15 protein-coding genes and 1 pseudogene are annotated in these 22,242 nt (G+C 58.3%); 7 read left to right on the top strand and 9 right to left on the bottom strand.

Features of this window, described 5'->3' with window-relative positions:
* Nucleotides 1–6: 6 nt before the first annotated feature.
* Genes JWR98_RS25480 through JWR98_RS25490 form a run of 3 tightly spaced genes read left to right on the top strand, consistent with a single transcriptional unit; the run spans nucleotide 7 to nucleotide 1,689 of the window.
* Nucleotides 7–627, top strand: coding sequence for a lysophospholipid acyltransferase family protein (locus JWR98_RS25480; RefSeq protein ID WP_003177042.1), 621 nt, complete (start codon nucleotides 7–9; stop codon nucleotides 625–627).
* A gap of 1 nt (nucleotide 628) precedes the next feature.
* Complete coding sequence (locus JWR98_RS25485) at nucleotides 629–1,561, top strand: phosphatidate cytidylyltransferase (RefSeq protein WP_017528659.1); 933 nt, start codon at nucleotides 629–631, stop codon at nucleotides 1,559–1,561.
* Nucleotides 1,552–1,689 (top strand): hypothetical protein, encoded by a 138-nt coding sequence (locus JWR98_RS25490; protein WP_179119979.1) that lies wholly within the window; start codon nucleotides 1,552–1,554, stop codon nucleotides 1,687–1,689. The genes JWR98_RS25485 and JWR98_RS25490 overlap by 10 nt, the downstream gene beginning before the upstream one ends.
* A 140-nt stretch (nucleotides 1,690–1,829) precedes the next feature.
* On the opposite strand, the gene JWR98_RS25495 is transcribed toward JWR98_RS25490, so the two are convergent.
* Complete coding sequence (locus JWR98_RS25495) at nucleotides 1,830–2,303, bottom strand: Lrp/AsnC family transcriptional regulator (RefSeq protein WP_078735416.1); 474 nt, start codon at nucleotides 2,301–2,303, stop codon at nucleotides 1,830–1,832.
* Nucleotides 2,304–2,442: 139 nt separating this feature from the next.
* Here JWR98_RS25495 and JWR98_RS25500 point away from each other — a divergent pair, with 139 nt between their 5' ends.
* The 3 genes from JWR98_RS25500 to pbpC all read left to right on the top strand — a co-directional run bounded on the left by JWR98_RS25500 (nucleotide 2,443) and on the right by pbpC (nucleotide 11,244).
* A complete protein-coding gene (locus tag JWR98_RS25500) occupies nucleotides 2,443–3,072 on the top strand; it encodes a LysE family translocator (protein ID WP_078735317.1) in 630 nt (209 codons plus the stop codon).
* A 77-nt stretch (nucleotides 3,073–3,149) separates the two neighbouring features.
* A complete protein-coding gene (locus JWR98_RS25505; protein ID WP_205491522.1) occupies nucleotides 3,150–8,966 on the top strand; it encodes an alpha-2-macroglobulin in 5,817 nt (1,938 codons plus the stop codon).
* On the top strand, nucleotides 8,947–11,244 hold the full coding sequence (pbpC, locus tag JWR98_RS25510; protein WP_205491523.1) for a penicillin-binding protein 1C: 2,298 nt from the start codon (nucleotides 8,947–8,949) through the stop codon (nucleotides 11,242–11,244). The genes JWR98_RS25505 and pbpC overlap by 20 nt, the downstream gene beginning before the upstream one ends.
* Here pbpC and JWR98_RS25515 read toward each other — a convergent pair.
* A complete protein-coding gene (locus tag JWR98_RS25515; RefSeq protein WP_205491524.1) occupies nucleotides 11,241–11,621 on the bottom strand; it encodes an avidin-fold protein in 381 nt (126 codons plus the stop codon). The two genes, pbpC and JWR98_RS25515, sit on opposite strands and share 4 nt — an antisense overlap.
* A 480-nt stretch (nucleotides 11,622–12,101) precedes the next feature.
* On the opposite strand from JWR98_RS25515, the gene JWR98_RS25520 reads away from it, so the two are divergent.
* Complete coding sequence (locus JWR98_RS25520; RefSeq protein WP_164420171.1) at nucleotides 12,102–13,004, top strand: hypothetical protein; 903 nt, start codon at nucleotides 12,102–12,104, stop codon at nucleotides 13,002–13,004.
* Nucleotides 13,005–13,183: 179 nt separating this feature from the next.
* Here JWR98_RS25520 and JWR98_RS25525 read toward each other — a convergent pair whose 3' ends face one another.
* The 7 genes and pseudogenes from JWR98_RS25525 to JWR98_RS25555 form a co-directional block, all read right to left on the bottom strand.
* On the bottom strand, nucleotides 13,184–14,218 hold the full coding sequence (locus JWR98_RS25525; protein ID WP_122736353.1) for a Shedu immune nuclease family protein: 1,035 nt from the start codon (nucleotides 14,216–14,218) through the stop codon (nucleotides 13,184–13,186).
* A gap of 253 nt (nucleotides 14,219–14,471) precedes the next feature.
* Nucleotides 14,472–15,761: an abortive infection family protein gene (locus JWR98_RS25530; protein ID WP_225908858.1), complete on the bottom strand. Its 1,290-nt coding sequence runs from the start codon at nucleotides 15,759–15,761 to the stop codon at nucleotides 14,472–14,474.
* A gap of 484 nt (nucleotides 15,762–16,245) precedes the next feature.
* Nucleotides 16,246–17,049, bottom strand: coding sequence for an IS21-like element helper ATPase IstB (gene istB / locus JWR98_RS25535; RefSeq protein ID WP_205491525.1), 804 nt, complete (start codon nucleotides 17,047–17,049; stop codon nucleotides 16,246–16,248).
* Nucleotides 17,042–18,544 (bottom strand): annotated as a pseudogene (istA, locus tag JWR98_RS25540) (IS21 family transposase). Before istA ends, istB begins: the two are co-directional and overlap by 8 nt.
* An 84-nt stretch (nucleotides 18,545–18,628) precedes the next feature.
* The gene (locus JWR98_RS25545; protein WP_205491526.1) at nucleotides 18,629–19,210 is read right to left on the bottom strand and encodes a TniQ family protein; all 582 of its coding nucleotides are present in this window, start codon (nucleotides 19,208–19,210) and stop codon (nucleotides 18,629–18,631) included.
* Between the two features lie 237 nt (nucleotides 19,211–19,447).
* Nucleotides 19,448–21,280, bottom strand: a complete 1,833-nt coding sequence (gene glmS / locus JWR98_RS25550) for a glutamine--fructose-6-phosphate transaminase (isomerizing) (RefSeq protein ID WP_003177058.1) — start codon at nucleotides 21,278–21,280, stop codon at nucleotides 19,448–19,450.
* A gap of 10 nt (nucleotides 21,281–21,290) precedes the next feature.
* The gene (locus JWR98_RS25555; protein WP_078735320.1) at nucleotides 21,291–22,058 is read right to left on the bottom strand and encodes a DeoR/GlpR family DNA-binding transcription regulator; all 768 of its coding nucleotides are present in this window, start codon (nucleotides 22,056–22,058) and stop codon (nucleotides 21,291–21,293) included.
* Nucleotides 22,059–22,242 lie beyond the last annotated feature (184 nt).

The raw sequence follows: 22,242 nt of genomic DNA on the forward strand, positions 1-22,242 counted from the left end.
ATCACCATGTTCGAACCTGTGGTTGCCACGCTGATAACCTCCATGGCCCGCACTGTCACCGGTGCCCGCAGCCTGTGGCTGGGTTGCGCGCCAGTGCCGGTGCAGCGCATCTACTTCGCCAACCACAGCAGCCACGGCGACTTCGTGCTGCTGTGGGCCTCGCTGCCGCAAAACCTGCGCAAATTCACGCGCCCGGTGGCCGGCAGCGATTACTGGAACAAAAGCGCGCTGCGTCGCTACATCATCAACCGCGTGTTCAACGGCGTGCTGATTGATCGCGAGCGCAAGGAGCCTGTGGATAACCCTCTGCAGCCGATGCTCGCCGCACTGGAGGGTGGCGATTCGCTGATCATCTTCCCCGAAGGCACGCGCAATCTGGAGGACGGCTTGCTGCCGTTCAAGAGCGGTTTGTATCACTTGGCTAAAAGTTACCCACAAGCCGAACTGATCCCGGTGTGGATCGCCAACCTCAACCGGGTCATGCCCAAGGGCCGCGTCTTGCCGCTGCCGCTGCTGTGCACCACCAGCTTCGGCGCGCCGCTGCAACTGGAAGACGGTGAAGACAAGGCGCTGTTCCTCGCCCGCACCCGCGACGCCCTGCTCGCCCTCGCCCCGGAGCATTCCTGACATGGATAGCCAAACCCTGATGTTATTCGGCGGGATCGGCGCGATCCTCGTGCTGGCCTCGCTGATCGGCCTGATCCTCAAACTGCGCACCCGTGGCACGCCAAATGCGGTGATCGACAACCTCAACGCGCGCATCAACGCCTGGTGGGTCATGGTGGTGGTGATCGGCATCGCCTTCTGGCTCGGCACCGGCGCGGTGATTCTGCTGTTCTACGCGGTGTCGTTCTACGCCCTGCGCGAATTCCTCACCCTCACCCCCACCCGTCGCAGCGACTACCCGGCGCTGGTGGCCGCGTTCTACCTGGCGCTACCGCTGCAATATCTGCTGATTTATTCCGATTGGTACGGGCTGTTCTCGATCTTCATCCCGGTGTACGTGTTTTTGCTGCTACCCATCCTCGCCTCGTTGGGCGGCGACAGCACGCACTTCCTGGAGCGCGCCTCCAAGGTGCAATGGGGCCTGATGATCGCGGTGTTCTGCGTGTCGTTCGTGCCGGCGCTGCTGACCCTGGACATCCCCGGCTACGAAGGGCGCAACCTGCTGTTGATTGCCTACCTGGTGATCGTGGTGCAGCTGTCGGACGTGCTGCAGTACGTGTGCGGCAAGCTGTTCGGCAAACACAAGATCGCACCCAACTTGTCACCCTCCAAAACCGTGGAAGGCTTTGTCGGCGGGATTTTGCTGTCATCGCTGATAGGCGCGGCGCTGTGGTGGACCACGCCGTTCAACCCGTGGCAGTCGTTTCTGATTGCACTGCTGATCAACCTGCTGGGGTTTGCCGGTGGGATTGTGATGTCGGCAATCAAGCGTGATCGGGGGGTCAAAGACTGGGGCCATATGATCGAAGGGCACGGCGGCATGCTGGATCGGCTGGATTCGGTGTGTTTTGCGGCACCGATTTTCTTTCATCTGGTGCGGTACTGGTGGACCTGACCCACACCGCCCCAAAACCGCTGCACTGCGCCGAGCAGTTACTCGACTCCCGGCAGGCTGCCGGTCATCTGGTCGAGATGGCCAAGGTCATGGTGGACCGCTCGCTGGACTGCATGAACCCGCAATAACCCTGTGGCGAGGGAGCTTGCTCCCGTTGGGCCGCGAAGCGGCCCCAGCTCTTTGTGTTGAAAAAGCTGTGACTGCTGCGCAGTCCAACGGGAGCAAGCTCCGTCGCCACAAAATACAGTGTTCGCCCTTAACTTTTTACCTAGCCCGGCAAATGCCCCAGCGGCAACGCCCCTGGGGTTTTCACCGTCTGAATCGCAAAATTGCTGCGAATGTCACGCACCCCCGGCAGCTTCAACAAACTGCCGGTCACAAACCGCTCATACCCGCGCAGATCCGGCACCACCACCTGCAACAGAAAATCCGACTCCCCCGACACCAGAAACGCCGAGATCACTTCCGGTAATGCGCTCACCGCCTCGCGGAAGGCATTCGCTTCGGTGTCGTTATGCCGCTCCACCTTCACTCCCACGAACACCATCATGCCCAGCCCCACTTCATCGCGGTCGAGGGTGGCCTGGTAGCCGCGGATCACCCCGGCCTCTTCCAACAGGCGAACACGGCGCAGGCAGGGTGACGCCGACAGGCCGATTTCGTCGGCCAGTTGCACATTGCTCAGGCGGCCATCTCGTTGCAGGGCTTCCAGAATTCTGCGGTCAAAAGCATCAAGTTTCAGATTTGGCATAAGTGAATGACCAATTAGCTATTAAGTGGCAGACAGTGCCAAGACTAGACAGTTTTATGGTTGATTACGCAAGCACCTGCCCTGCCTTCCCGCCCTAGAATTAGCCGAGAAATCAAAAGGGGGGGTGGGGATGAAAGAGCTCTGGTTGTTCTTCATGGCGCTGTCGGTGGCATACCTGCTGCCAGGACCGGACATGATCCTGCTGCTGCAAACCGGCGCGCGCCAGGGCAAGGCCTTGGCGCTGACCACGGCGATCGGTTTGGGCATCGCCCGGGCATGCCATGTGGCATTGGCGGCCATGGGCCTGGCGACCCTGTTCAAGGTGGCACCCTGGACCTTCGATGTGGTGCGCCTGTGTGGCGCCGCGTACTTATTGTGGCTGGGTGTTCAGTGCCTGCGCGCGCCCATGTTGCCGACCCTTGATCCGGCACAGGGTATGCCCGCGACAAAGGCCTGGCGCACTGCGCTACAACGCGGCCTGCTGACCAACCTGCTCAACCCCAAGGCGCTGTTGTTCTGTTCGGTGTTGCTGCCGCAGTTCATCAACCCCCAAGGCGGCTCGGTGGCGGCGCAGTTCGCCTTGCTAGGCATGATCCTGGTGGGCGTGGGTTTTATCTTCGACTGCGGCTATGCCCTGGCCGGTGCGCGTATGGGCCAGTGGCTGGCGCGCAATCGCTCGGCACAGCGTATCCAGCAGTGGTTATTCGGCAGCCTTTTGATCGGTTTTGCGGTGCGTCTCACTTTTGTGCAACACGCCTAGCAATACAGCGTATCGACGACATCTTTTGTAGCAAAGACGCGTGTAAGATACGCCGCACTTAGCCAGGGATGCTCACCATGTTCGATTCGCTCAAAGCCATCAGCCGTCGTGTTGTCGGTGTGTTTCTGACCGTGGCGAGGGCCGTTTTCGGACAATGGCAGCCGCCGCAATGGCTGCGCGCCGTCGGCCGTGGCGTGGCGAACCTGGGGGGTAAAGCCCGTGCTTACCCGCGCCAGACCGGTGCCGGGGTGCTCGGCCTCGTGCTGCTCGCCGCTGCGGGTTTCTACGGCTGGCACTGGTATTCCAACCTGCCGAAGCCGCACACCGCGAGTTATTCGCTGCATAAACCGAACCTGACCGACTACACCCAGCCAACCCCGGTTGTGGATAACTTGCAGGTGCGCTTCGCCGAATCCGTGGCCCCACTGGCGGCCATCGGCAAACCGGTGACCGAGGGCATTACCCTCAAACCCGAGGTTGCCGGTACCTGGCGCTGGGCGGATGACCGCAGCCTGTTGTTCGTGCCGGAAAAAGACTGGCCCATCGACGCCCATTACACCCTCGACCTGGCGAAGAAAAACCTGCTCGCCGATGGTGTGTTGCTCGACCAATACAGCACGCAATTTTCCACCCAGCCGTTCCGCGCCACCCTGGCGCAAAACGAGCTGTACCAAGACCCGTCCAATCCGACGCTGAAACAGCTTGTTGCAACCTTCCATTTTTCCCACCCGGTAGATGAAGACAACCTACGCAAACGCGTAACGGTGACCCTCGGCAAAGGCTTGGCCTACCGCGACGCCCAGCTGCCCAACCGTCCGGAAATCACCTTCGACGAGAAAAAACTCAACGCCTACGTACGCTCCGCCGCCCTGGCCACGCCGCTGGAAAGTACCCCGGTCAGCGCCAAACTCGATGAAGGCATCAAGGCGCGTGACGGTGGCAATGCCAGCACCGCGCCGTTGGTGGCGGAAGTTACCGTGCCCGGCCGCTATCGCCTGACCTTTACTGGCGCCGAAGTCAGCTTTGTGGACAACGAGCGCGGCGAGCCCGAGCCGGTGTTGATGTTCAGCAGCTCCAGCGCCGTGGCCGATGAGACCATCGCCGGTAAGGTGCAAGCCTGGCTGCTGCCGGAAAAAGCCCAGGACGACACCCGCCCCTATAACACCAACGAGATCGACGACGCCTTGCTGGCCCGCAGCGCCAAGGTCACGCTGACCCACGTGCCCAGCGTCGAACCGCTGAACACCCTGCACGCCTTCAAATTCAAGGCACCGGCCGGCCGCGCGCTGTATGTGCGCGTGCCCGCCAACCTGGAAGCCATTGGTGGGTATCTGGCGAAGAATCCTACGGCGTCGCTGGTGAGCATGCCGGCGTATCCGCGCACGTTGCAGTTCTTGTCTGACGGCGCATTGCTCAGCCTCAATGGCGAAAAACGCCTGGGCTTCATGGCCCGTGGTGTGCCCGGCGCTCACGTGGAAATCGCCCGTCTGTTGCCCAACCAGTTGCAACATCTGGTGGACCAGAGCAGCGGCAGCTTTGCCCGGCCGAACTTCGGCAATGAATACTTCGATCGCATGGTTGAGCGTCAGACGTTGGACATCCCGCTGTCGTCCAACGACCCGGCCAAAACCGTCTACGACAACGTGGACCTGAGCCACTACCTCACCGCCAACGGCGGCCGGCGCGGTATTTTTGTGCTCAAGCTCAGCCCACAGGATGAACCGGCCGAGCGCACCTTCGACTACGATCGCAGCAGTACCAGCGACCTGCGGTTTATCGTGGTGACCGACCTCGGCATCATTGCCAAGCGTTCCAGTGATGGCAGCCACGATGTGTATGTGCAGTCCATCGGCAACGGTTCGCCGGTGGCCGACGCCCAGGTCGACATCATTGGTCGCAACGGTCTGCCCGTAAGCAGTGGGCACACCGACGGCGAAGGCCACGTGCATTTCGCCAAGCTGGACGAACTGCGCCGCGAGAAAACGCCGCTGATGTATGTGGTCAGCCGCGGCAATGACCAGTCGTTCCTGCCGATTGCCCGTCAGTCCCAGCAACTGGATTTGTCGCGCTTCGATGTAGGCGGTTTGGAAGAAGACGGCGCGATTGATCGCCTCAGTGCCTACCTGTTTACCGACCGTGGCCTGTACCGGCCCGGCGAAACCGCGCACTTGGGCATGATCGTGCGCAGCGGCAACTGGAAAGGCGCCTTGCAAGGCCTGCCTGTGGAGTTGCAAATCACCGACCCACGCGGCCTGGAAGTGATCCGTCAACCGCTGAAGCTGTCGACCAGCGGTTTTGAGACCTTTGATTTCCCGAGCAGCGAAGTCAGCCCCGCCGGGGAATACACCGCAACCTTGCAACTGATTGGCCAGAAGCAGACCCGCACCGACCTGGGCAGTGTCAGCTTCAAGGTCCGCGACTTTGAGCCGGACCGTATGAAAGTCAGCCTGAGCCTGCACGACACACCGGTGCAGGGCTGGATTCCACCGGACCAGGTGGTGGCCAAAGTCACTGCGATGCACCTGTTCGGCGCCCCGGGGGCAGGTCGTCGCGTGACCGCGAAGATGGCCCTGAGCCCGACGCTCGCGGCTTTCGACCGCTACCCCGATTACCGTTTCCGTCTCAATGACTCGCTGGAAGACGCCAGCACCGAAGACCTGGCCGAAACCACTGTCGACGATAACGGCCAGGCCGTGCTCGACCTCAACCTGCAACGTTTTGCCAACAGCACCTATCGCCTGCAAGTGATGACCCAGGTGTACGAGGCCGAAGGTGGGCGCAACGTGGCCGCGCAAAGTGCGTTGCTGGTGTCGTCCGCGCCCTACCTGGTGGGTGTGAAAAGTCAGGATTCGCTGTCGTACGTCGCCAAGGACGCCCCGCGCCAGGTGCACTGGCTCGCCGTCGCACCGGACCTCACACCGTTGGCGGTGGACGGCCTGACCAGCGAAGTGGTCGAACACCGATATGTGTCGGTGCTGGTGAAGCAATCCAACGGCACCTACAAGTACGAATCGCGCATCAAGAACATCAGCCAACCGGCCTCACCGCTGGTGATGACCAAAGAGGGCGCCAAGCAGAGCCTGAACACCGGCACGCCGGGGGATTTCACCCTGCAACTGAAGGACGCCAACGGCAACCTGCTCAACCAGATCGACTACAGCGTGGCCGGGCGCGGCAATACTTCGCGCTCGCTGGAACGCAACGCCGAGTTGCAACTGCGCCTGGATAAACGCAGCTACGCCACCGGTGACGAGATCGCCATCAGCATCCGCGCGCCGTATACCGGCGCGGGCTTGATCACCATCGAGCGCGACAAGGTCTACACCCAGCAGTGGTTCAAGGCCGACAGCACCAACAGCGTGCAACACATCCGCGTGCCGGCCGGGCTTGAGGGCAATGCCTACGTCAACGTGCAGTTCGTGCGCGACATCGGCTCGGCCGAGGTCTACATGAGCCCGCTGTCCTACGGCGTGGTGCCGTTCAGCATCAACCTGGATGCGCGACGCATGGCGCTGAAGGTCGAAGGCCCGGCGAAGATCGAACCGGGGCAGACCCTGGATATCAAGGTCAACGCCGACCGACCGGGCCGCGCAGTGGTGTACGCCGTGGACGAGGGCATCCTGCAGGTGGCGCGCTACCAGACGCCGGACCCATTGGGCTTCTTCTTCCAGAAACGTGCGTTGGAGGTGGGTACCAGTCAGATCCTTGACCTGATCCTGCCGGAATTCTCCCGCCTTCTCAGTGGGGCGGCGCCCGGTGGCGATACGGAAGGCGCACTGGCCAACCACCTCAACCCGTTCAAACGTAAACATCAACCGCCAGTGGCGTGGTGGTCCGGGCTGGTGGATTTGCCGGCCGGTGAAACCGTGCTGCATTACCAGGTGCCGGACAGCTTCAACGGCAAGTTGCACCTGTTTGCGGTGGCGGTGGATACCGACAGCGTGGGCGTCAGCGAGGCCACCACCGACGTGCGTGGGCCCATCGTGATCACGCCGAACGTACCGGCCTTCGTCGCACCGGGGGATGTGTTCAATGTCAGCGCCGGGGTGTTCAGTAACCTCGACGCGGCGGCGGATGTGAAGTTTGAAGTGCAGACCAGCGCCGGCCTTGTGGTGCAGGGCGACAAGGGCAGCACCCTGTCGCTGCAACCGCGCAAGGAAGGCACTGCCGAGTTCAAGATCAAGGTCGGCGACACCCTCGGCTCGGCAGACCTGCGATTTGTCGCGGTATTGCCGGGTGGCAAGCGCATCCAGGTGGCTGAAACCACCTCGATCCGCCCCCTGAGCGAACACCGCGTGGCCCTGAGCCTGGGCCGTTTCGATAGCGCCAGCAAAGAGCTTAAACCGACGCGTGAGCTGTTCAGTCAACTGCGCGACGTACAGTTGGGCGTGGCCGCTTCGCCGCTGGTATGGGCCAACGGCCTCAAGCACTACCTGGATGACTACGGCTACGCGTGCACCGAGCAATTGGTGTCCAAGGCCATGCCGGCGTTGATCTGGGGCGGCACCGCACCCGAGGCCGAACAAGCCTTCGCCGGCGCGGTGCGCATGCTGCGCCAACGCCAGAACCAGGCCGGCGGTTTCGGTTTGTGGGCGGCCAACCCGGATGTGGCGCCGTACGCCAGCCTGTACGCCACCGACTTCCTGATTGAAGCCAAGGAACGCGGGCTGCCGGTACCGGAAGACCTGCTGGTGCGCGCCAATACCTATCTGACCGACCTGGCCAACGGCCCGAGCGAAGGCTTGTCGGAACTGCGCAACCGCGCCTACGCCAGTTACTTGCTGAGCCGTCAGGGGATTCTGGTAAGCGGCGCCTTGAGCGATATTCGCGAACGCTACGAAAGCTACTTCAAGGACAGTTGGCAGAACGACCTGGGTGCCGCTTACCTGGCCGCCAGTTACAAGCTGCTCAAGCAGGATCGCCAGGCCGATACCCTGTTCCGCAAAATCCCTTGGCGTTCGCTGGTGGATAAGTGGGACAGCGACGGCCTGTACTACGACCCGCTGGTGCACGACGCCGAACACTTGCACCTGTTGGCGCGCCACTTCCCTGAGCTGATGGACGACGTGCCCACGGCGCTGCTGGATAAACTCGGCAAGCGTCTCAATGAGCAACGCTACAACTCGCTGTCGGCGGCCCTGTTGCTGCGCGCCCTGGACAACTATGGCCAGCGTGCGCAAAGCGATATGACCCTCAAGGCTACCGCCTGGCTGGGCGACAAACAGCAACAACTGCTGGAAATGGCCGGCCAGCCGCCCCGCGCCGCCGTACCAGGCACTACGCAAAAGTTGGTGATGGAAAAATCCGACGGCCCAGCGGCGTTCTACATGCTCAGCGAAGCCGGTTTCGATAAGGGTGCCAAGCTCAAGGCCATCAACAATGGCCTGGAGATCATCCACGAATACCTCGACCTCAAGGGTGAGCCGGTGAGCAAAGTTGCAGTGGGCGATGAGTTCCTGGTACGCCTGCGTCTGCGCGCTACCGACCGTGACCAGGTGCAGCAAGTGGCGGTTGTCGACCTGCTGCCCGGTGGCGTCGAGCCTGTGTATAACTTGCCGCCGGAGCCGGAACCGCAAGCCGCCAACAGCGAGGAAAGCGAAGGTGAAGGCGAGGAATCCGAGTACGTGGAAGCCAGCGACGAAGAAGTCGACACCTGGCAGGCGCCCATCGGTGAAACCGAGCTGAGCAACTGGCAACCGGACTACGTGGATGTGCGTGACGACCGCGTGGTGCTGTACGGCACCGCACTGCGCGATGTAGGCACTTTCGTATACCGCGTGCGCGCTACCAACGCAGGGACGTTCAATACGCCACCGGCCTATGCCGAAGGCATGTACGAAACCACCCTGCAAGGGCGCGGTAAAGTAGGCCAGCTTGAAATTACCAAGCCTTAAACGCCTGACACCGCTGCTGGCAGCAGCGGCGGTGCTGGCGGGGTTGCGGTGTTGGCCCCATGCGCCGCTGGAACAAACCGTCACCTCCTCCAGGGTGGTGCTGGCTGACGACGGCTCGCTGTTACGCATGACCCTCGCGGATGACGGCCAATACCGCCTGTGGCTACCGCTGGAGCGGATTTCGCCGTCATTGGTCCAGGCGCTGTTGCTCAAGGAAGACCGCAATTTCTACTGGCACCCGGGGGTCAATCCTGCAGCGTTGCTGCGTGCGGCCATGGCCACTTACAGCGGCGGCCAACGCCAGGGCGGATCGACCTTGAGCATGCAACTGGCGCGACGCCTGTGGGACCTGAACACCCGCCAGATCCCCGGCAAAGTGCAGCAGATGGCGTTGGCGCTGTGGCTGGAGGCGCGCTACAGCAAGCACGACATCCTTGAGGCCTACCTGAACCTGGCACCCATGGGCGGCAATATCGAAGGCGCCGAGGCGGCCAGCCGCATCTACTTTGGCAAGTCGTCGGCGCAGTTGTCGTTGTCCGAGGCCCTGGCCCTGGCGGTGATTCCGCAACAGCCGGGACGGCGCGCGCGCTTCGGCCCTTCACTGCAAACCGCGCGGCTGCGACTGATGAATGACTGGCGCGAGACTTATCCACAAGACCCGCGCAATGACAGTCTGCTGGACCTGCCGCTGGAGGCGCGCAACCGCCAGCAAATCCCGTTTCTGGCGCCGCACCTGAGCGAACAACTGCTGGCGTCCCAGGCCGGCAATGAATTGAACAGCACGCTTAACCTGCCCTTGCAGCAGTTGCTCGAACGGCTGATCACAGGCTTTGTTGCCGAGCGGCGCAGCACCGGGGTGGAAAACGCCACGGCGATTCTGGTCGACAGCCGCGACCAGAGCGTCAAGGCGCTGGTGGGCTCGGCCGATTACTTATCCACAGGCATCCACGGGCAGGTCAATGGCGTGCTGTCGCGACGGTCTCCAGGTTCAACGCTTAAACCGTTTCTGTATGGGTTGGCGCTGGACCAGGGGGTGATCCATCCCATGAGTATCCTCAAAGACCTGCCGAGTAACTTCGGCTACTTCCAGCCGGAAAATTTCGACGGCAGTTTTGTCGGGCCGCTGACTGCACGCGACGCATTGATCCGTAGCCGCAATATCCCGGCGGTGTGGCTGGCCAGCCAGGTTAAATCGCCTTCGCTGTATGGGTTGTTGCAACGGGCCGGTATCAAAGGAATGCGCGACGAAAGCCATTACGGCCTGGCCCTGGCGCTCGGCGGCGGCGAGATGACGCCGGAGGAGCTGGCGCGGCTGTATGTGATGCTGGCCGGCGACGGGCACCTGCGGCCATTACGTTATCTACAGGAACAAACGCCCTCTACCGGCGCGCAACTGCTCACGCCCCAGGCGGCGTTTATGGTGCGCGACATGCTGCGCCGTAACCCACGCCCGGATGGCCTGCCCAGCCGACATTGGCGCGTCGCGTGGAAAACCGGCACCTCGTGGGGCTTTCACGATGCATGGAGCGCGGGCCTGGTCGGCCCCTATGTGCTGGTGGTGTGGGTGGGTAATTTCGATGGCCGGCCGAATCCGACGTTTATCGGCGCCAAGACCGCCGCGCCGCTGTTCTTCCGCATCGCCGACGCCCTGCCGCTGGCTTTACCCAACGTCGCCGTCAAAGCCGATAAGCCGCCCGCCGGGCTGGTGCGCATCGACATTTGCGCGGCCTCCGGCGAACTGCCCAACCGCTGGTGCCCGCAAACCCGCAAGACGTGGTACATCCCTGGCGTCTCACCGATTCGTGTGTCCAACCTGCACCGCCCGGTACTGATCGACACCCGCACCGGCAAGGCGGCGTGCCCGCCGTACGATGCGCAGTACAACCGCGAAGAAGTATTCGAATTCTGGCCCAGCGACGTACAACGTCTGTACCGCGCCGCCGGCCTGCCCCGCCGCACACCGCCCAACGTGATGAAAAATTGCCAGCCCAACCGCATCAGCGACCAGAGCGAAGCACCGCAAATCCGCTCACCGCTGACTCAGGTGAGCTACCAGCTACGCCTGTCCCAGCCCCAGGAAAGCATCCCGCTGAACGCCAACGCCGCCAGCGATGCGGCGACCCTGTACTGGTTCGCCGACCAGACATTGATCGGCCAGGGCCCGCCGCAAACCACGCTGAACTGGCGTCCGGGCAAGTCCGGGGAGTATCGGTTGCGGGTCAGTGATGATCAGGGGCGCAGTGCGAGTCGGGGGCTGCGGGTGGAGTTTGTGCCTTAAGTATGGCGGTTGTTCTCAACAACCTCTATGTAGCTCGACTCCCCACCCCCTGCCGCACCCGACAACCAACCCCAGACAAAACTCAGGCGAGTACGCCCAGACTTATCCACAGCCACCGTGCCCCGCGACCAACCGGACAACAGTTCACCGTCCAGCGTCAGGCACTGGAAAAGCAGCTCGAGGGTATCGGCGCCGGTTACGCGTCCGACTTGCGTGCCCAGGCGAATTCGACCGCCCTGGTAGGTACTGGAAATGGCGTCACCCTCGACAAGGTAGTGAAACACCGTGCCGGCACCGGATAACCCGTGGGTGTTGTTGGCGACCGCAAATCGACGATTGTGCAAACGCTCGCCGAGTTGGGAAAAAGGAGGTGTCATCACTGTCGCGTCCTTGCGTGGGCGTCTGGAGGTCCAACGCGGGTGAATTTTGAGAATTAAAGCTGTCTTAGCCAGCCCCCAAAACTCGCGGCCTCCAGCCGTCACAAGAATCGCGCAAAACTGTCGCAACCTCCCAAGAAGCCTGCAGATACCAACGCGCTTGAGAATTAAAGCTGTCGCAACTATAACTGATGCACGTCTGTGTCAGCTCTGGGCACTGCCGTTGATGCAGAACTGGCCCAGCTGACGACCTAACGCTGACCTACGTCTCATCGGAAAAAGACCAGAGCGGCCTTTAGAATCATATTTCTGTGTCAAAGGAGGATGGACCAGAAAGCTTGCACGGCTATTTGAGGCAGTTGGTCGCGTATTTTTTTGCGTTTGGCAGAGCAGAAACTTTGACCATAAGTCTAGATCATAACAACTTGATTCCGTTTATGATGTTCATACCGAATAGATATCAAGGACGAAGGGGGGAGCATGTCAAACACAGTGACAACGGTCTGCTATCTGTGTGGGTTACACCCCACGGGGGAAGAAAGCCATATTATACCAAGGTTTGTGTCGACCAGAATCGCCAGAGACTGCGGAGGATTTTCGTTCAGAGAAGCATCGAATCCCAATCAGGTGATTCAGGATACGATTTCGTTTCCACTACTATGCGAAAAATGTGAGGATCGTTTTGGTGTCTGGGAAGACGAATTCGCAATAGAAACGTACCGTCCCTACTTCGATGCGCCTGCTCACCCTGTAATTTTAAGCCCCAGCACATACGATTTAATGGTTTCTATAACTTGGCGGATACTGAAATATACTCTTTTAGAGCACCCACCAACTCTGAGTTTTAGTTACTTCCATGAGGCGGAAAAGTCTTGGCGTGAGTATCTCCTAAAAGAGCGGAAAAGTGTCGACCCATTTAATATATATCTAATTTTAGATGATGACTTTTCAGACTCTACAATTAAATCTTCCAAAGCTTTAAGCCGCACCCACCTAAGACATACCATTGTTCAGGGGATATTTGATATACCATACTTCGGTATGCTACCAATTTTGGGACGCCACGTAGTCATGGCTAAGCTAGGACCATTTATCCTGTATGGATCTATGTTCAATATGGAGAATCTAAGCAACCAGCCGGACTCTTGGTCAGATCTTAAGCTAAGTGTTACTAACACTGCTAGAGTGGCGCCTTCAGAGTTACCAGAGGATTTGGTTTCTCATTTGGATAGGGTGTCTTCTCGAATTACCGAAGGCATGGAGCGCCTCTCTGAACGCCAGAAAGAAAAACAGACCGATTTTGTCAAGAAAAAACTACCAAAAGCAGCTGTAAGGCACCTTGTTGATAGAGACCAGCAAATTTTTGGGGAACCAGAACCCTAGCGCTCCCCCAGAAGATTTCGACACTAAAGGCTTAAAAGATCGCTTAAAACTGAGAATAAGTTAGCCAGATTTCGTGAAAGGGCCGTTGAACCCTTTTATGACCCAGACCTCGAGTCTGCCTACTAGATCGCGTAAAGCTTTCTACTCAACTTAAAACAGGAGAGTTTTTCCTTTGACGGTCATATCTGATTGAACATGGAGAACTGATGATAGAGCTCGTCAAACGTCACAATTGTCACGTGCGAGGCAACCGCCTGCCTTTGCATTTCAAAAGCTTTGAGCTTTATCTTGTCCTCGCCTAGACTTTTGAGAGTCCCTGCAATTATGAAACATTTTGGAGCAAAAACCTCAAATGCTTTTGGGCTGCTGTATGATTTGCCGAAGAAGTTTAAGGTCAATTCATTTCTTTGATTCAACACTTGGCTGATCGTTCCAGACATTTCACTTGAAAAGGGATACGTGCTTCTATATTCAGTACCTAGAAGTTTGGTGCTAGGGGTTTTGATCTCTATCAAGGATATATTGTTATTAATGCTATCCACCAACGCAAAGTCGGCACGTTTGCTGCCAGCGCCTTCGCTGTTGGTGCTGCCAACGTGAAACTCACGTTGCAAAAACACTGCAAACCCTCCAAGAAGCCTTTCTAGTATGCCTTTGCGGGCTTCCAGCTCGGTCTGCCAGAAACTCTCATCGGTGGCTTTTTCAACTGCTGACATTTCCCATACAGATATCGCATCAGCCAAGTCTTCAGAATAAATCCCTCTCTTGATCAGCGGGACAACGTCCTGCTCCAAAAGCATTGAATTAATATCTGTAAATGCATTTATACACAGAGCTGCGAACTCTTTTGCTTCATCTCCAACGTCATTATCATCCATATATTCCTTGAGTTCTACGACGCTACTTTTTGCCCTCAGTCCCAGTTTTACTTTTTCCTCAAACCCAGGAACACCTTTAATGGCTAGCTCAAATGCTTGTCGATCATACGCTTCTCCTAAGACTTCTATGAGCGATTTTTTGGTATGGTCAGCGATAAACTCGAGAAGGTCGCTTAAGCCTTCCTCCATATCATTTTCCGGGTCGAAATGATGGGAAAGCTTATAAGTTAGCGCTTTACTGATATCTTCCGCATCATTTACTCTTGCAGCTAGCAAGTTTCGGGAAAGTTTCATAGACCGCATTATTTCTTCGAACAACGTGTCATCTACACTCATAATATATTCCTTGAGCTTGTCTCAAACCAACATACTGTCAAAAAATCGCTACGATCGATCCACCTGCAGTAGCATAGTGATCGAAAGATACACCAGTTGCCGACAGTCAACGACTGTAGTGGTCAACTAATCTCGGATACCGCATTAAGTTTTTCCTCAGCCACAGCGGGCTGTCAGCTCGCCGTTCCTTGATGGGTATCAAGAAGCGTCTGACTGGAAGCTAGCAGATCAGGGCTAATGCCCTTCGGGCCCATCAAACGACTGCTCTGCCAAGCTCTTCACTTCTCCGGCTCGGAAGCTTCTCGGTATCGATGCGTTTCCGACACGAAATCGATAAATGCCACTGCTGCGGCAACCGCAAGCCGAGCATGCCTGGCTGCAGCCCGCGATGTTGGCCGTCCTTGCCATGTCCGGTACCGTACAAACCTCTCAACTGCGTGAGATTGCTGGTCAACTGAGTGAGGTTGCGGAGGATATTCTTGATGTTTTCAGCGCCCTTAGCTGCTTCACTGACTCCGTCGGGAACCAACTGCAATGCTTTGGTAACCTTCTTTGTCAGATTGCCTAGGTCATCGGCCTTGGTGAACTGAATTTCTCGTTTCGTGAGAATGGACTTACAGCAGCTTTCTACCAGTTCTTTGGCCGTCCCGATCGCCAATTCGGGGTCTGAATCTACGGCATATTCCAGACGTTCAATTTGCTTCGCCATCCATCCGGCGCTCAGCGCCTCGACAACAACTCTCGCTCGCATGACCGACCTGGTTGCGTTCGCTTCTGTCGAAGCGCTGCTTATCAACCGGTAGGAAAAGCGCGGGCGGCCGGCGATTTGCTGCTCCTGGTACAACTCCCAGCCGGAGTTCTGGAGTTGATCGTTGAAATGCTCAACGAGCTTAATCGCTTCTTCTCGTTGGGGGCGAACTACGGGGTGCACCGTTTCGCAGAGAAACCGGAGAAATGCCTCAGCGCTCCCATCGAAGAGGTTGAATCGGGAGTCGCTGAAGACCCAGTCATCATCCCAGTCATCGTTGTTATAGCGATGTTGCCAAATGTCGCCGACGGCGTCTTTGTAGCGATTGTCTGTGGAAGGAAGGGTTTCGAGCTCATACAGGCGACTCAGAAACTCAACATCATTGAGCTCGCCATACCACTTTACGTTCTCTAGACGTAGGCCATCCGTGATGTTTTGCCGCACCGACTTCGGTAGGTTGGAAGACTTCCCGGAACGCCAATCCACCTGATACTCACGTGCAGGTACGATCAGCGCTGAGTACGCGTCGCTTTGCTCGTGCTCAGTTACCGTCCTTAGCGCGGTTGTGATCCTTTCCTGGAGCTGGACCCGTTTGACCCCAAGCTTGGCGTACTCCAAAGCAGGAATGATAAAGTGGATTTCCCAATAGTTGGTTCCGCCATTCCAGTTGTCGTTGCCTGTCAGTACCGCATTCGCAGGATGACCGCGGACTACCTCCGCCGCCTCATCAGCACCCTCTGCGCGGAGAACCGCGTATACCGTCGCCAAAAGCGGCTCAATTTCGGTTTGCTCCATACGGCCCCCAATCCAGATAACTGAGAGTCATCGTAGCTAGCAGGAAGGGCCATCTGCTATCAAAAAATAGATAGGTCGGTGAAAAGCTAAACCCGAGGCATGCCCAGCAAACCAGGGGCCATTCGCATGCCTTTCAGTTTTCAGCCCTTTCCCTACTTGTGGTCCTCATTCCCTGAACCTGCAAGCGTGCCTTCCCTTCAGCTAACCCCGCTTACGAGATGTAGACCCTGTCCGAGACGGCGACGCCACTTCCTCCGCTGCCAGCCGGATTACCTCCCAACAGAGTGTCAGCCGACGGTGATGAACCGAATCAAAACCCATCCTGTTGGCGCTGATTGAAAACTGACCCACCCTGCCGATTGAAAATTGACCCAGGACGGATTGCTAATTTCTGTCCCAGCAATTGTGGATAAGCTTAGCAGCAGTGTTCCGATTAAAGACGCATCAAGCCCCACCGCATGCAGCAGGGCATTTATGGTGCGGATCAAAATGGCTCATCGTCCTCGATATCATTTCCGTCCTTTCGCTTTCGTTCGCGTGTTTTGATCTTTGTCTGGGCAGCCAATGTGCTGTGTTGCAGGCGGTAAGACTCGTTGCCTGTTTCAACGATATGGCAGTGGTGTGTCAGCCGATCCAGCAGCGCCGTAGTCATTTTGGCGTCGCCAAACACACTCGACCATTCCGAGAAGCTCAGGTTGGTGGTGATAACCACGCTGGTGTGTTCGTACAGTTTGGACAGCAGGTGAAATAACAGGGCACCGCCGCTTTGACTGAAGGGCAAATACCCCAGCTCATCGAGTATCACCAGGTCTGTTCGTAGCAGTCCCTGGGCGATTCGGCCTGCCTTACCATCGTACTTTTCACGCTCCAGCAGATTGACCAGATCCACCGTGGAGAAAAAGCGCACGCGTTTGTTGTGGGCCGTAATTCCGGATACAGCCAAGGCACTGGCCAGGTGTGTTTTCCCGGTTCCAGGGCCGCCGATGAACACGACATTCTGCGCGGTTTCAGTGAACGCTAAGCTGGATAGATCGCTGACCAGCCGGGCATCAGCGCTGGAAGCGCTGAAGTCAAAGCCAGCTAAGTCACGGTGCATGCGGAGTTTTGCCATGTTCATCTGATGATTCACCGAGCGCACCGCGCGATCTGCATGTTCCTGCTGAAGCAGATGTTCCAGCAGCCATTTCGATGAAGCCGTCGACGCTGTTCCTTGAGATACCAGTTCTTCCCAAGCACTGGCCATGCCGTGCAGGCGCAGTTCTTTGAGTTCAGTCATCAGGTCACGCATTGCGATTCTCCTCATCGGTCGTACGGAGCCGGTCGTAGCGCGCCGTATTGGCAACAGGCGCGACCTTGAGTTGCAGGCTGGTTTCTACACAGGGAGGTGGTGCGGTGGAGGTCAGGCGGGCAAGGACATTGAGGATGTGATCGGCGCTCAGACTTCCCGATTCAAGTACCAGCTCCACCGCCACCAGCACAGGTTCGAGACCCGCAATTGGCACAGCAGCCAGTACCTGCATCATGATTCGATCACCGTTGGTGTGACGCCTCAGCCCTCGTTTGAGAAGCCGTAACGGTTTTGGCAGATCAGCAAATGGCGCGCCATTGCGCAGTGCACCAGGCTTGCGTTCGATGAGTGGGATGTAGTGCTGCCAGTCAAAACTGACCTGATCTCGATCAAAGAGGCGCTCATGGCTGGCGATCACCGTTTCGTCGGCAATGACCACGATCCGCTAAGGGTACAAACGGCTGCTGACCCACTGACCAACACGCTCGCAAGGCACCGAATAACGATTGCGCGCCACGCTGATCAGGCAGGTGCTAGAGACACGGACGGTGCGTTCCACGTAGCCATCAAAGGCCGTCGGCATCGGCATCATTTCAGCCTGCTCCAGCTCCAGGACTTCTGCCACCGTCAAACCGTTGTACTGCGGATGTACAAGTTCGGCCCAGAGCGTACGACAGCGTTGGCCGAGCCAGACGTTCAGCTCCTCGAAGGTATGGAACATGCAGTTTTGAGCATCGAGCCAGATTCGTCTCCGGCTGTCCTGCACGTTCTTTTCGACGATGCCTTTCTCCCAGCCAGAGGCCACGTTGCAGAAGTCCGGATCGAACAGATAGTGCGCGCACATCACGGAAAACCGGGCGTTGACCGTGCGGCCTTTGCCTTTGTTGACCTTGTCGACAGCCGTTTTCATGTTGTCGTAGATGCCGCGACGTGGCACGCCACCCAACGCTCCAAACGAACGGGTATGGGCATCAAACAGCATCTCGTGGCCTTGGCTGGGGTACGCAACCAACCAGAATGCGCGACTGGCGCACAGCTTCATGTGGGAGACCTGGATACGTCGAAACAGGCCACCGATCAGCAGACTCTCTTCGCTCCAGTCAAATTGAAACGCCTCGCCGAGCGCAAAAGTCAGCGGTACAAAAGCGCGTAAAGACTTGCCTTGCTCACCTCGCCAAGAGCGTACAAACGCCGTGAGCTGGCTGTAGCCGCCGTCGTAACCCTCGGCCTTGATCTGCTCGAAAAAAAGCGCTTTGGCGCTCCTGCGGTTGTGTTTTGGCCGGAACGAATCGGCCTTGAGCGCCTGTTCCAGCGTCTCGTGGAAAGGGCTGAGTTTGTTGAAGGTTGCGCACCGTTGGTACGCCGGCTGAGTGGCTTCGGGCGCTCTGACCCATTTTCGGATGGTGTTTCTAGAAAGCCCGGTACGCTTGGCTATCTGATGCAGCGAGAGCTTGTCGCGGAAGTACATCCGCCGGATTTTCCCCAACATTTCCATGCTGATCACCCTGTGTTCTCCTGCTCAAAAAGTGAGCAGAAGCAGTTGAACACCTGGGTCAGTTTTCAGTCGGCAGAACAGCCTCTACTGGGTCAGTTTTCGGTCAGCGGCAACACGTCGAAGCGCCAGCGCATCCAAATTTGGAGTTGAAGGCGCTTCACAGAGTTGCCTGCCTTTACACCCTCTCCACATCACATCCAGGCTGTGCCCCTTATAGGAAAAGGGCCTTTCGCAGAAGTGGCAACGCTCTAAAAGGACCGTGTTGTGTTTGTGGCACACCGTCACCTTAGGATAGGTGTAGCGCCTCCAGTAGGAAAACCCCTGGCTTTCCAAATCCTCCCTGACACAGTCCGGGCAGTAGGCAGAGCTGAGCATGTCTAGGCGGGAGGCCTTCGAAGCGTACAGAGGTCCAGAATAGGAGATGTCCTGGTCGACCTTGATAACATGCTTCGCTGCCAACATTGTGTGGTTGTGAACCAACCGGTTAAACCCGTAGCAGCCTCCCCAGCCTGTAAGTCCAGCAATTTTTCGCAACTGCTTGGTGTCGAAGGAGCTGCGAGGAGACAGATCATCTAGTAGGGAGAGCTCTGGCGAGTACTGATTGATATGAATTGTTCGTATCACAAACGAGATGAGGGATTCATCGGGCTGGATCTGCAAAAGCATCAGAAGGTCCTGAGGTTGGCTGCGGCCGAGTGTAGGCACCAAACGAAAAACGCTATTGCATGAGGGATGCCGTGAAACGGCTCCCTGAAAGCTGCGACAATTTTTTATCTTCTAAACCACCGGAGAAAGCGTCACTGGCTAGTCAAGCGGAGGATCGGAGGCGCCAGCGACAGACTTTATTTAGTTCCGACAGACTTTATTTCGTAGCTTCAAGCGGGCCTCCAGACGCAGGGCGGGTTATTCCACCGTCACCGACTTGGCCAGGTTGCGCGGCTGGTCAACGTCGGTGCCCTTGAGCACGGCCACGTAGTACGACAGCAGCTGCAGCGGGATGGTGTAGAGGATCGGCGACAGGGTGTCGTTGATGTGCGGCATGTTGATGACGTGGGTGCCTTCGCCGTTGGTCATGCCGGCTTTCTCGTCGGCGAAGACCACCAATTGGCCGCCACGGGCGCGCACTTCCTGCAGGTTGGATTTGAGTTTTTCCAGCAGTTCGTTGTTCGGCGCCACGGTGACCACCGGCATGTCGTCATCCACCAGGGCCAACGGGCCGTGTTTGAGCTCACCGGCCGGGTAGGCTTCGGCGTGGATGTAGGAGATTTCCTTGAGCTTGAGGGAGCCTTCCATCGCCACCGGGTATTGCGCGCCACGGCCCAGGAACAGGGTGTGGTTCTTGTCGGCGAACAACTCGGCGACTTTTTCCACAACGCTGTCCATGGCCAGGGCTTCGCCCAAGCGGGTCGGCAGGCGGCGCAGTTCTTCGACCAGCGTGGCTTCGACGCCGCTGGCCAGGGTGCCGCGTACTTGGCCCAGGGACAGGGTCAACAGCAGCAGGCCCACCAGTTGGGTGGTGAAGGCTTTGGTGGAGGCCACGCCGATTTCGCGACCGGCCTGGGTCAGCAGGGTCAGGTCGGATTCACGCACCAGGGAGCTGATGCTGACGTTGCAGATCGCCAGGCTGGCGAGGAAGCCCAGCTCTTTGGCATTGCGCAGGGCGGCCAGGGTGTCGGCGGTTTCGCCGGACTGTGAGATGGTCACGAACAGGGTGTCGGGCTGTACCACCACTTTGCGGTAGCGGAACTCGCTGGCCACTTCGACCTGGCACGGGATGCCGGCCAGTTCTTCCAACCAGTAACGGGCAACCATGCCGGCGTGGTAGCTGGTGCCGCAGGCAACGATTTGCACATTGCGTACTTTGGCGAACAGCTCGGCGGCTTGTGGGCCGAAGGCGTTGACCAGTACGTGTTTGTCGCCCAGGCGACCTTCCAGGGTGCGTTGCACCACGGCCGGTTGCTCGTGGATTTCCTTGAGCATGAAGTGGCGGAATTCACCTTTGTCGGCCGCTTCGGCACCGTCGCGGTATTGCACGGCTTCGCGTTCGACGGATTGACCGTTCACGTCCCAGATTTGCACGCTTTCACGGCGAATGTCGGCGATATCGCCCTCTTCGAGGTACATGAAGCGGTCAGTGACCTGGCGCAGGGCAAGTTGGTCGGACGCAAGGAAGTTTTCCCCCAGGCCCAGGCCGATCACCAGCGGACTGCCACTGCGAGCAGCAACCACCCGGTCAGGTTGGCTGGCGCTGATCACGGCCAGGCCGTAGGCGCCGTGCAGTTCCTTGACCGTGGCCTTGAGGGCGGTGGTCAGGTCGCTGTGGTCCTTGAGTTTGTGGTTGAGCAGGTGGGCAATGACTTCGGTGTCGGTGTCCGAAGTGAATACGTAGCCCAGGCCCTTGAGCTGTTCGCGCAACACTTCGTGGTTTTCGATGATGCCGTTGTGCACCACGGCCAGGTCACCGGAGAAGTGCGGATGGGCGTTACGCTCGCACGGTGCGCCGTGGGTGGCCCAGCGGGTGTGGGCAATCCCTAAGCGCCCCACCAGCGGCTCGCCGGCCAGGGCCTGGTCCAGTTCGCTGACTTTACCTGGGCGACGCACGCGCTCAAGCTTGCCGGCGTTGGTGAAAACCGCCACACCAGCGCTGTCATAGCCGCGGTATTCGAGGCGCTTGAGGCCTTCGATCAGGATCGCGGTAACGTTACGTTCGGCAACTGCGCCAACAATTCCACACATGGTGTTTCTCCTAGATGATTGCCGCGCATATCAGCGTAATGCCGCGGGCTTGGATCTGGTCGCGGGCCTCCAGCGGCAGGCGATCATCGGTGATAAGGGTATGGACGCTGCTCCAGGGCAGTTCCAGGTTGGGAATCTTGCGGCCGATCTTGTCGGATTCGACCATCACCACTACTTCACGGGCGACCTCGGCCATCACGCGGCTCAGGCCCAGCAGTTCATTGAAGGTGGTGGTACCGCGCTCCAGATCGATGCCATCGGCACCGATGAACAGTTGATCGAAGTCGTAGGAACGCAGTACCTGCTCGGCCACCTGGCCCTGAAACGAATCCGAATGCGGGTCCCACGTGCCGCCGGTCATCAACAACACCGGTTCATGTTCCAGTTCGCTCAACGCGCTGGCCACGTGCAGGGAGTTGGTCATGACGACCAGGCCAGGCTGGTGGCCCAGTTCCGGGATCATGGCGGCGGTGGTGCTGCCGCTGTCGATGATAATGCGGGCGTGTTCGCGCAAGCGCACCACGGCAGCACGGGCAATGGCGCGTTTGTAGACCGAGATAGGTTGGGCGGGGTCGCCGACCAGCTCCTGAGGCATGGTGATAGCGCCACCGTAGCGGCGCAGCAGCAGGCCGTTGCTTTCGAGGGCGGCCAAGTCTTTGCGGATGGTCACTTCCGAGGTTTCGAAACGCTTGGCCAATTCGTCCACGCTGACTTCGCCTTGTTCGTTGAGCAAGGTGAGGATGTTGTGGCGACGTTGCGGTGTATTTCGTTTCGACATGGCGATGATAAGTTTCGTTTCGAAAGATAACGAAGGCAATCAAAACCTATTGGCGAAAGATCGTCAAGCGTTTGGAACAGATTCTTCCAACAATACAGGCCAAATGTGGGAGGGGGCTTGCCCCCGATTGCGGTGGATCAGTCCACAAAATCATCGACTGAAAATCCGCCATCGGGAGCAAGCC

The organism is Pseudomonas lactucae (assembly GCF_016937615.1).
Classification (GTDB): domain Bacteria; phylum Pseudomonadota; class Gammaproteobacteria; order Pseudomonadales; family Pseudomonadaceae; genus Aquipseudomonas; species Aquipseudomonas lactucae.

Excerpts from the sequence above, each read along its gene's own strand:
- JWR98_RS25480 (WP_003177042.1), top strand. The coding sequence starts at position 7 with ATGTTCGAACCTGTGGTTGCCACGCTGATAACCTCCATGGCCCGCACT.
- JWR98_RS25485 (WP_017528659.1), top strand. The coding sequence starts at position 629 with ATGGATAGCCAAACCCTGATGTTATTCGGCGGGATCGGCGCGATCCTC.
- JWR98_RS25500 (WP_078735317.1), top strand. The coding sequence starts at position 2,443 with ATGAAAGAGCTCTGGTTGTTCTTCATGGCGCTGTCGGTGGCATACCTG.
- JWR98_RS25505 (WP_205491522.1), top strand. The coding sequence starts at position 3,150 with ATGTTCGATTCGCTCAAAGCCATCAGCCGTCGTGTTGTCGGTGTGTTT.
- JWR98_RS25515 (WP_205491524.1), bottom strand. The coding sequence starts at position 11,621 with ATGACACCTCCTTTTTCCCAACTCGGCGAGCGTTTGCACAATCGTCGA.
- JWR98_RS25520 (WP_164420171.1), top strand. The coding sequence starts at position 12,102 with ATGTCAAACACAGTGACAACGGTCTGCTATCTGTGTGGGTTACACCCC.
- JWR98_RS25525 (WP_122736353.1), bottom strand. The coding sequence starts at position 14,218 with ATGAGTGTAGATGACACGTTGTTCGAAGAAATAATGCGGTCTATGAAA.
- JWR98_RS25530 (WP_225908858.1), bottom strand. The coding sequence starts at position 15,761 with ATGGAGCAAACCGAAATTGAGCCGCTTTTGGCGACGGTATACGCGGTT.
- istB (WP_205491525.1), bottom strand. The coding sequence starts at position 17,049 with ATGCGTGACCTGATGACTGAACTCAAAGAACTGCGCCTGCACGGCATG.
- JWR98_RS25545 (WP_205491526.1), bottom strand. The coding sequence starts at position 19,210 with ATGCTTTTGCAGATCCAGCCCGATGAATCCCTCATCTCGTTTGTGATA.
- glmS (WP_003177058.1), bottom strand. The coding sequence starts at position 21,280 with ATGTGTGGAATTGTTGGCGCAGTTGCCGAACGTAACGTTACCGCGATC.
- JWR98_RS25555 (WP_078735320.1), bottom strand. The coding sequence starts at position 22,058 with ATGTCGAAACGAAATACACCGCAACGTCGCCACAACATCCTCACCTTG.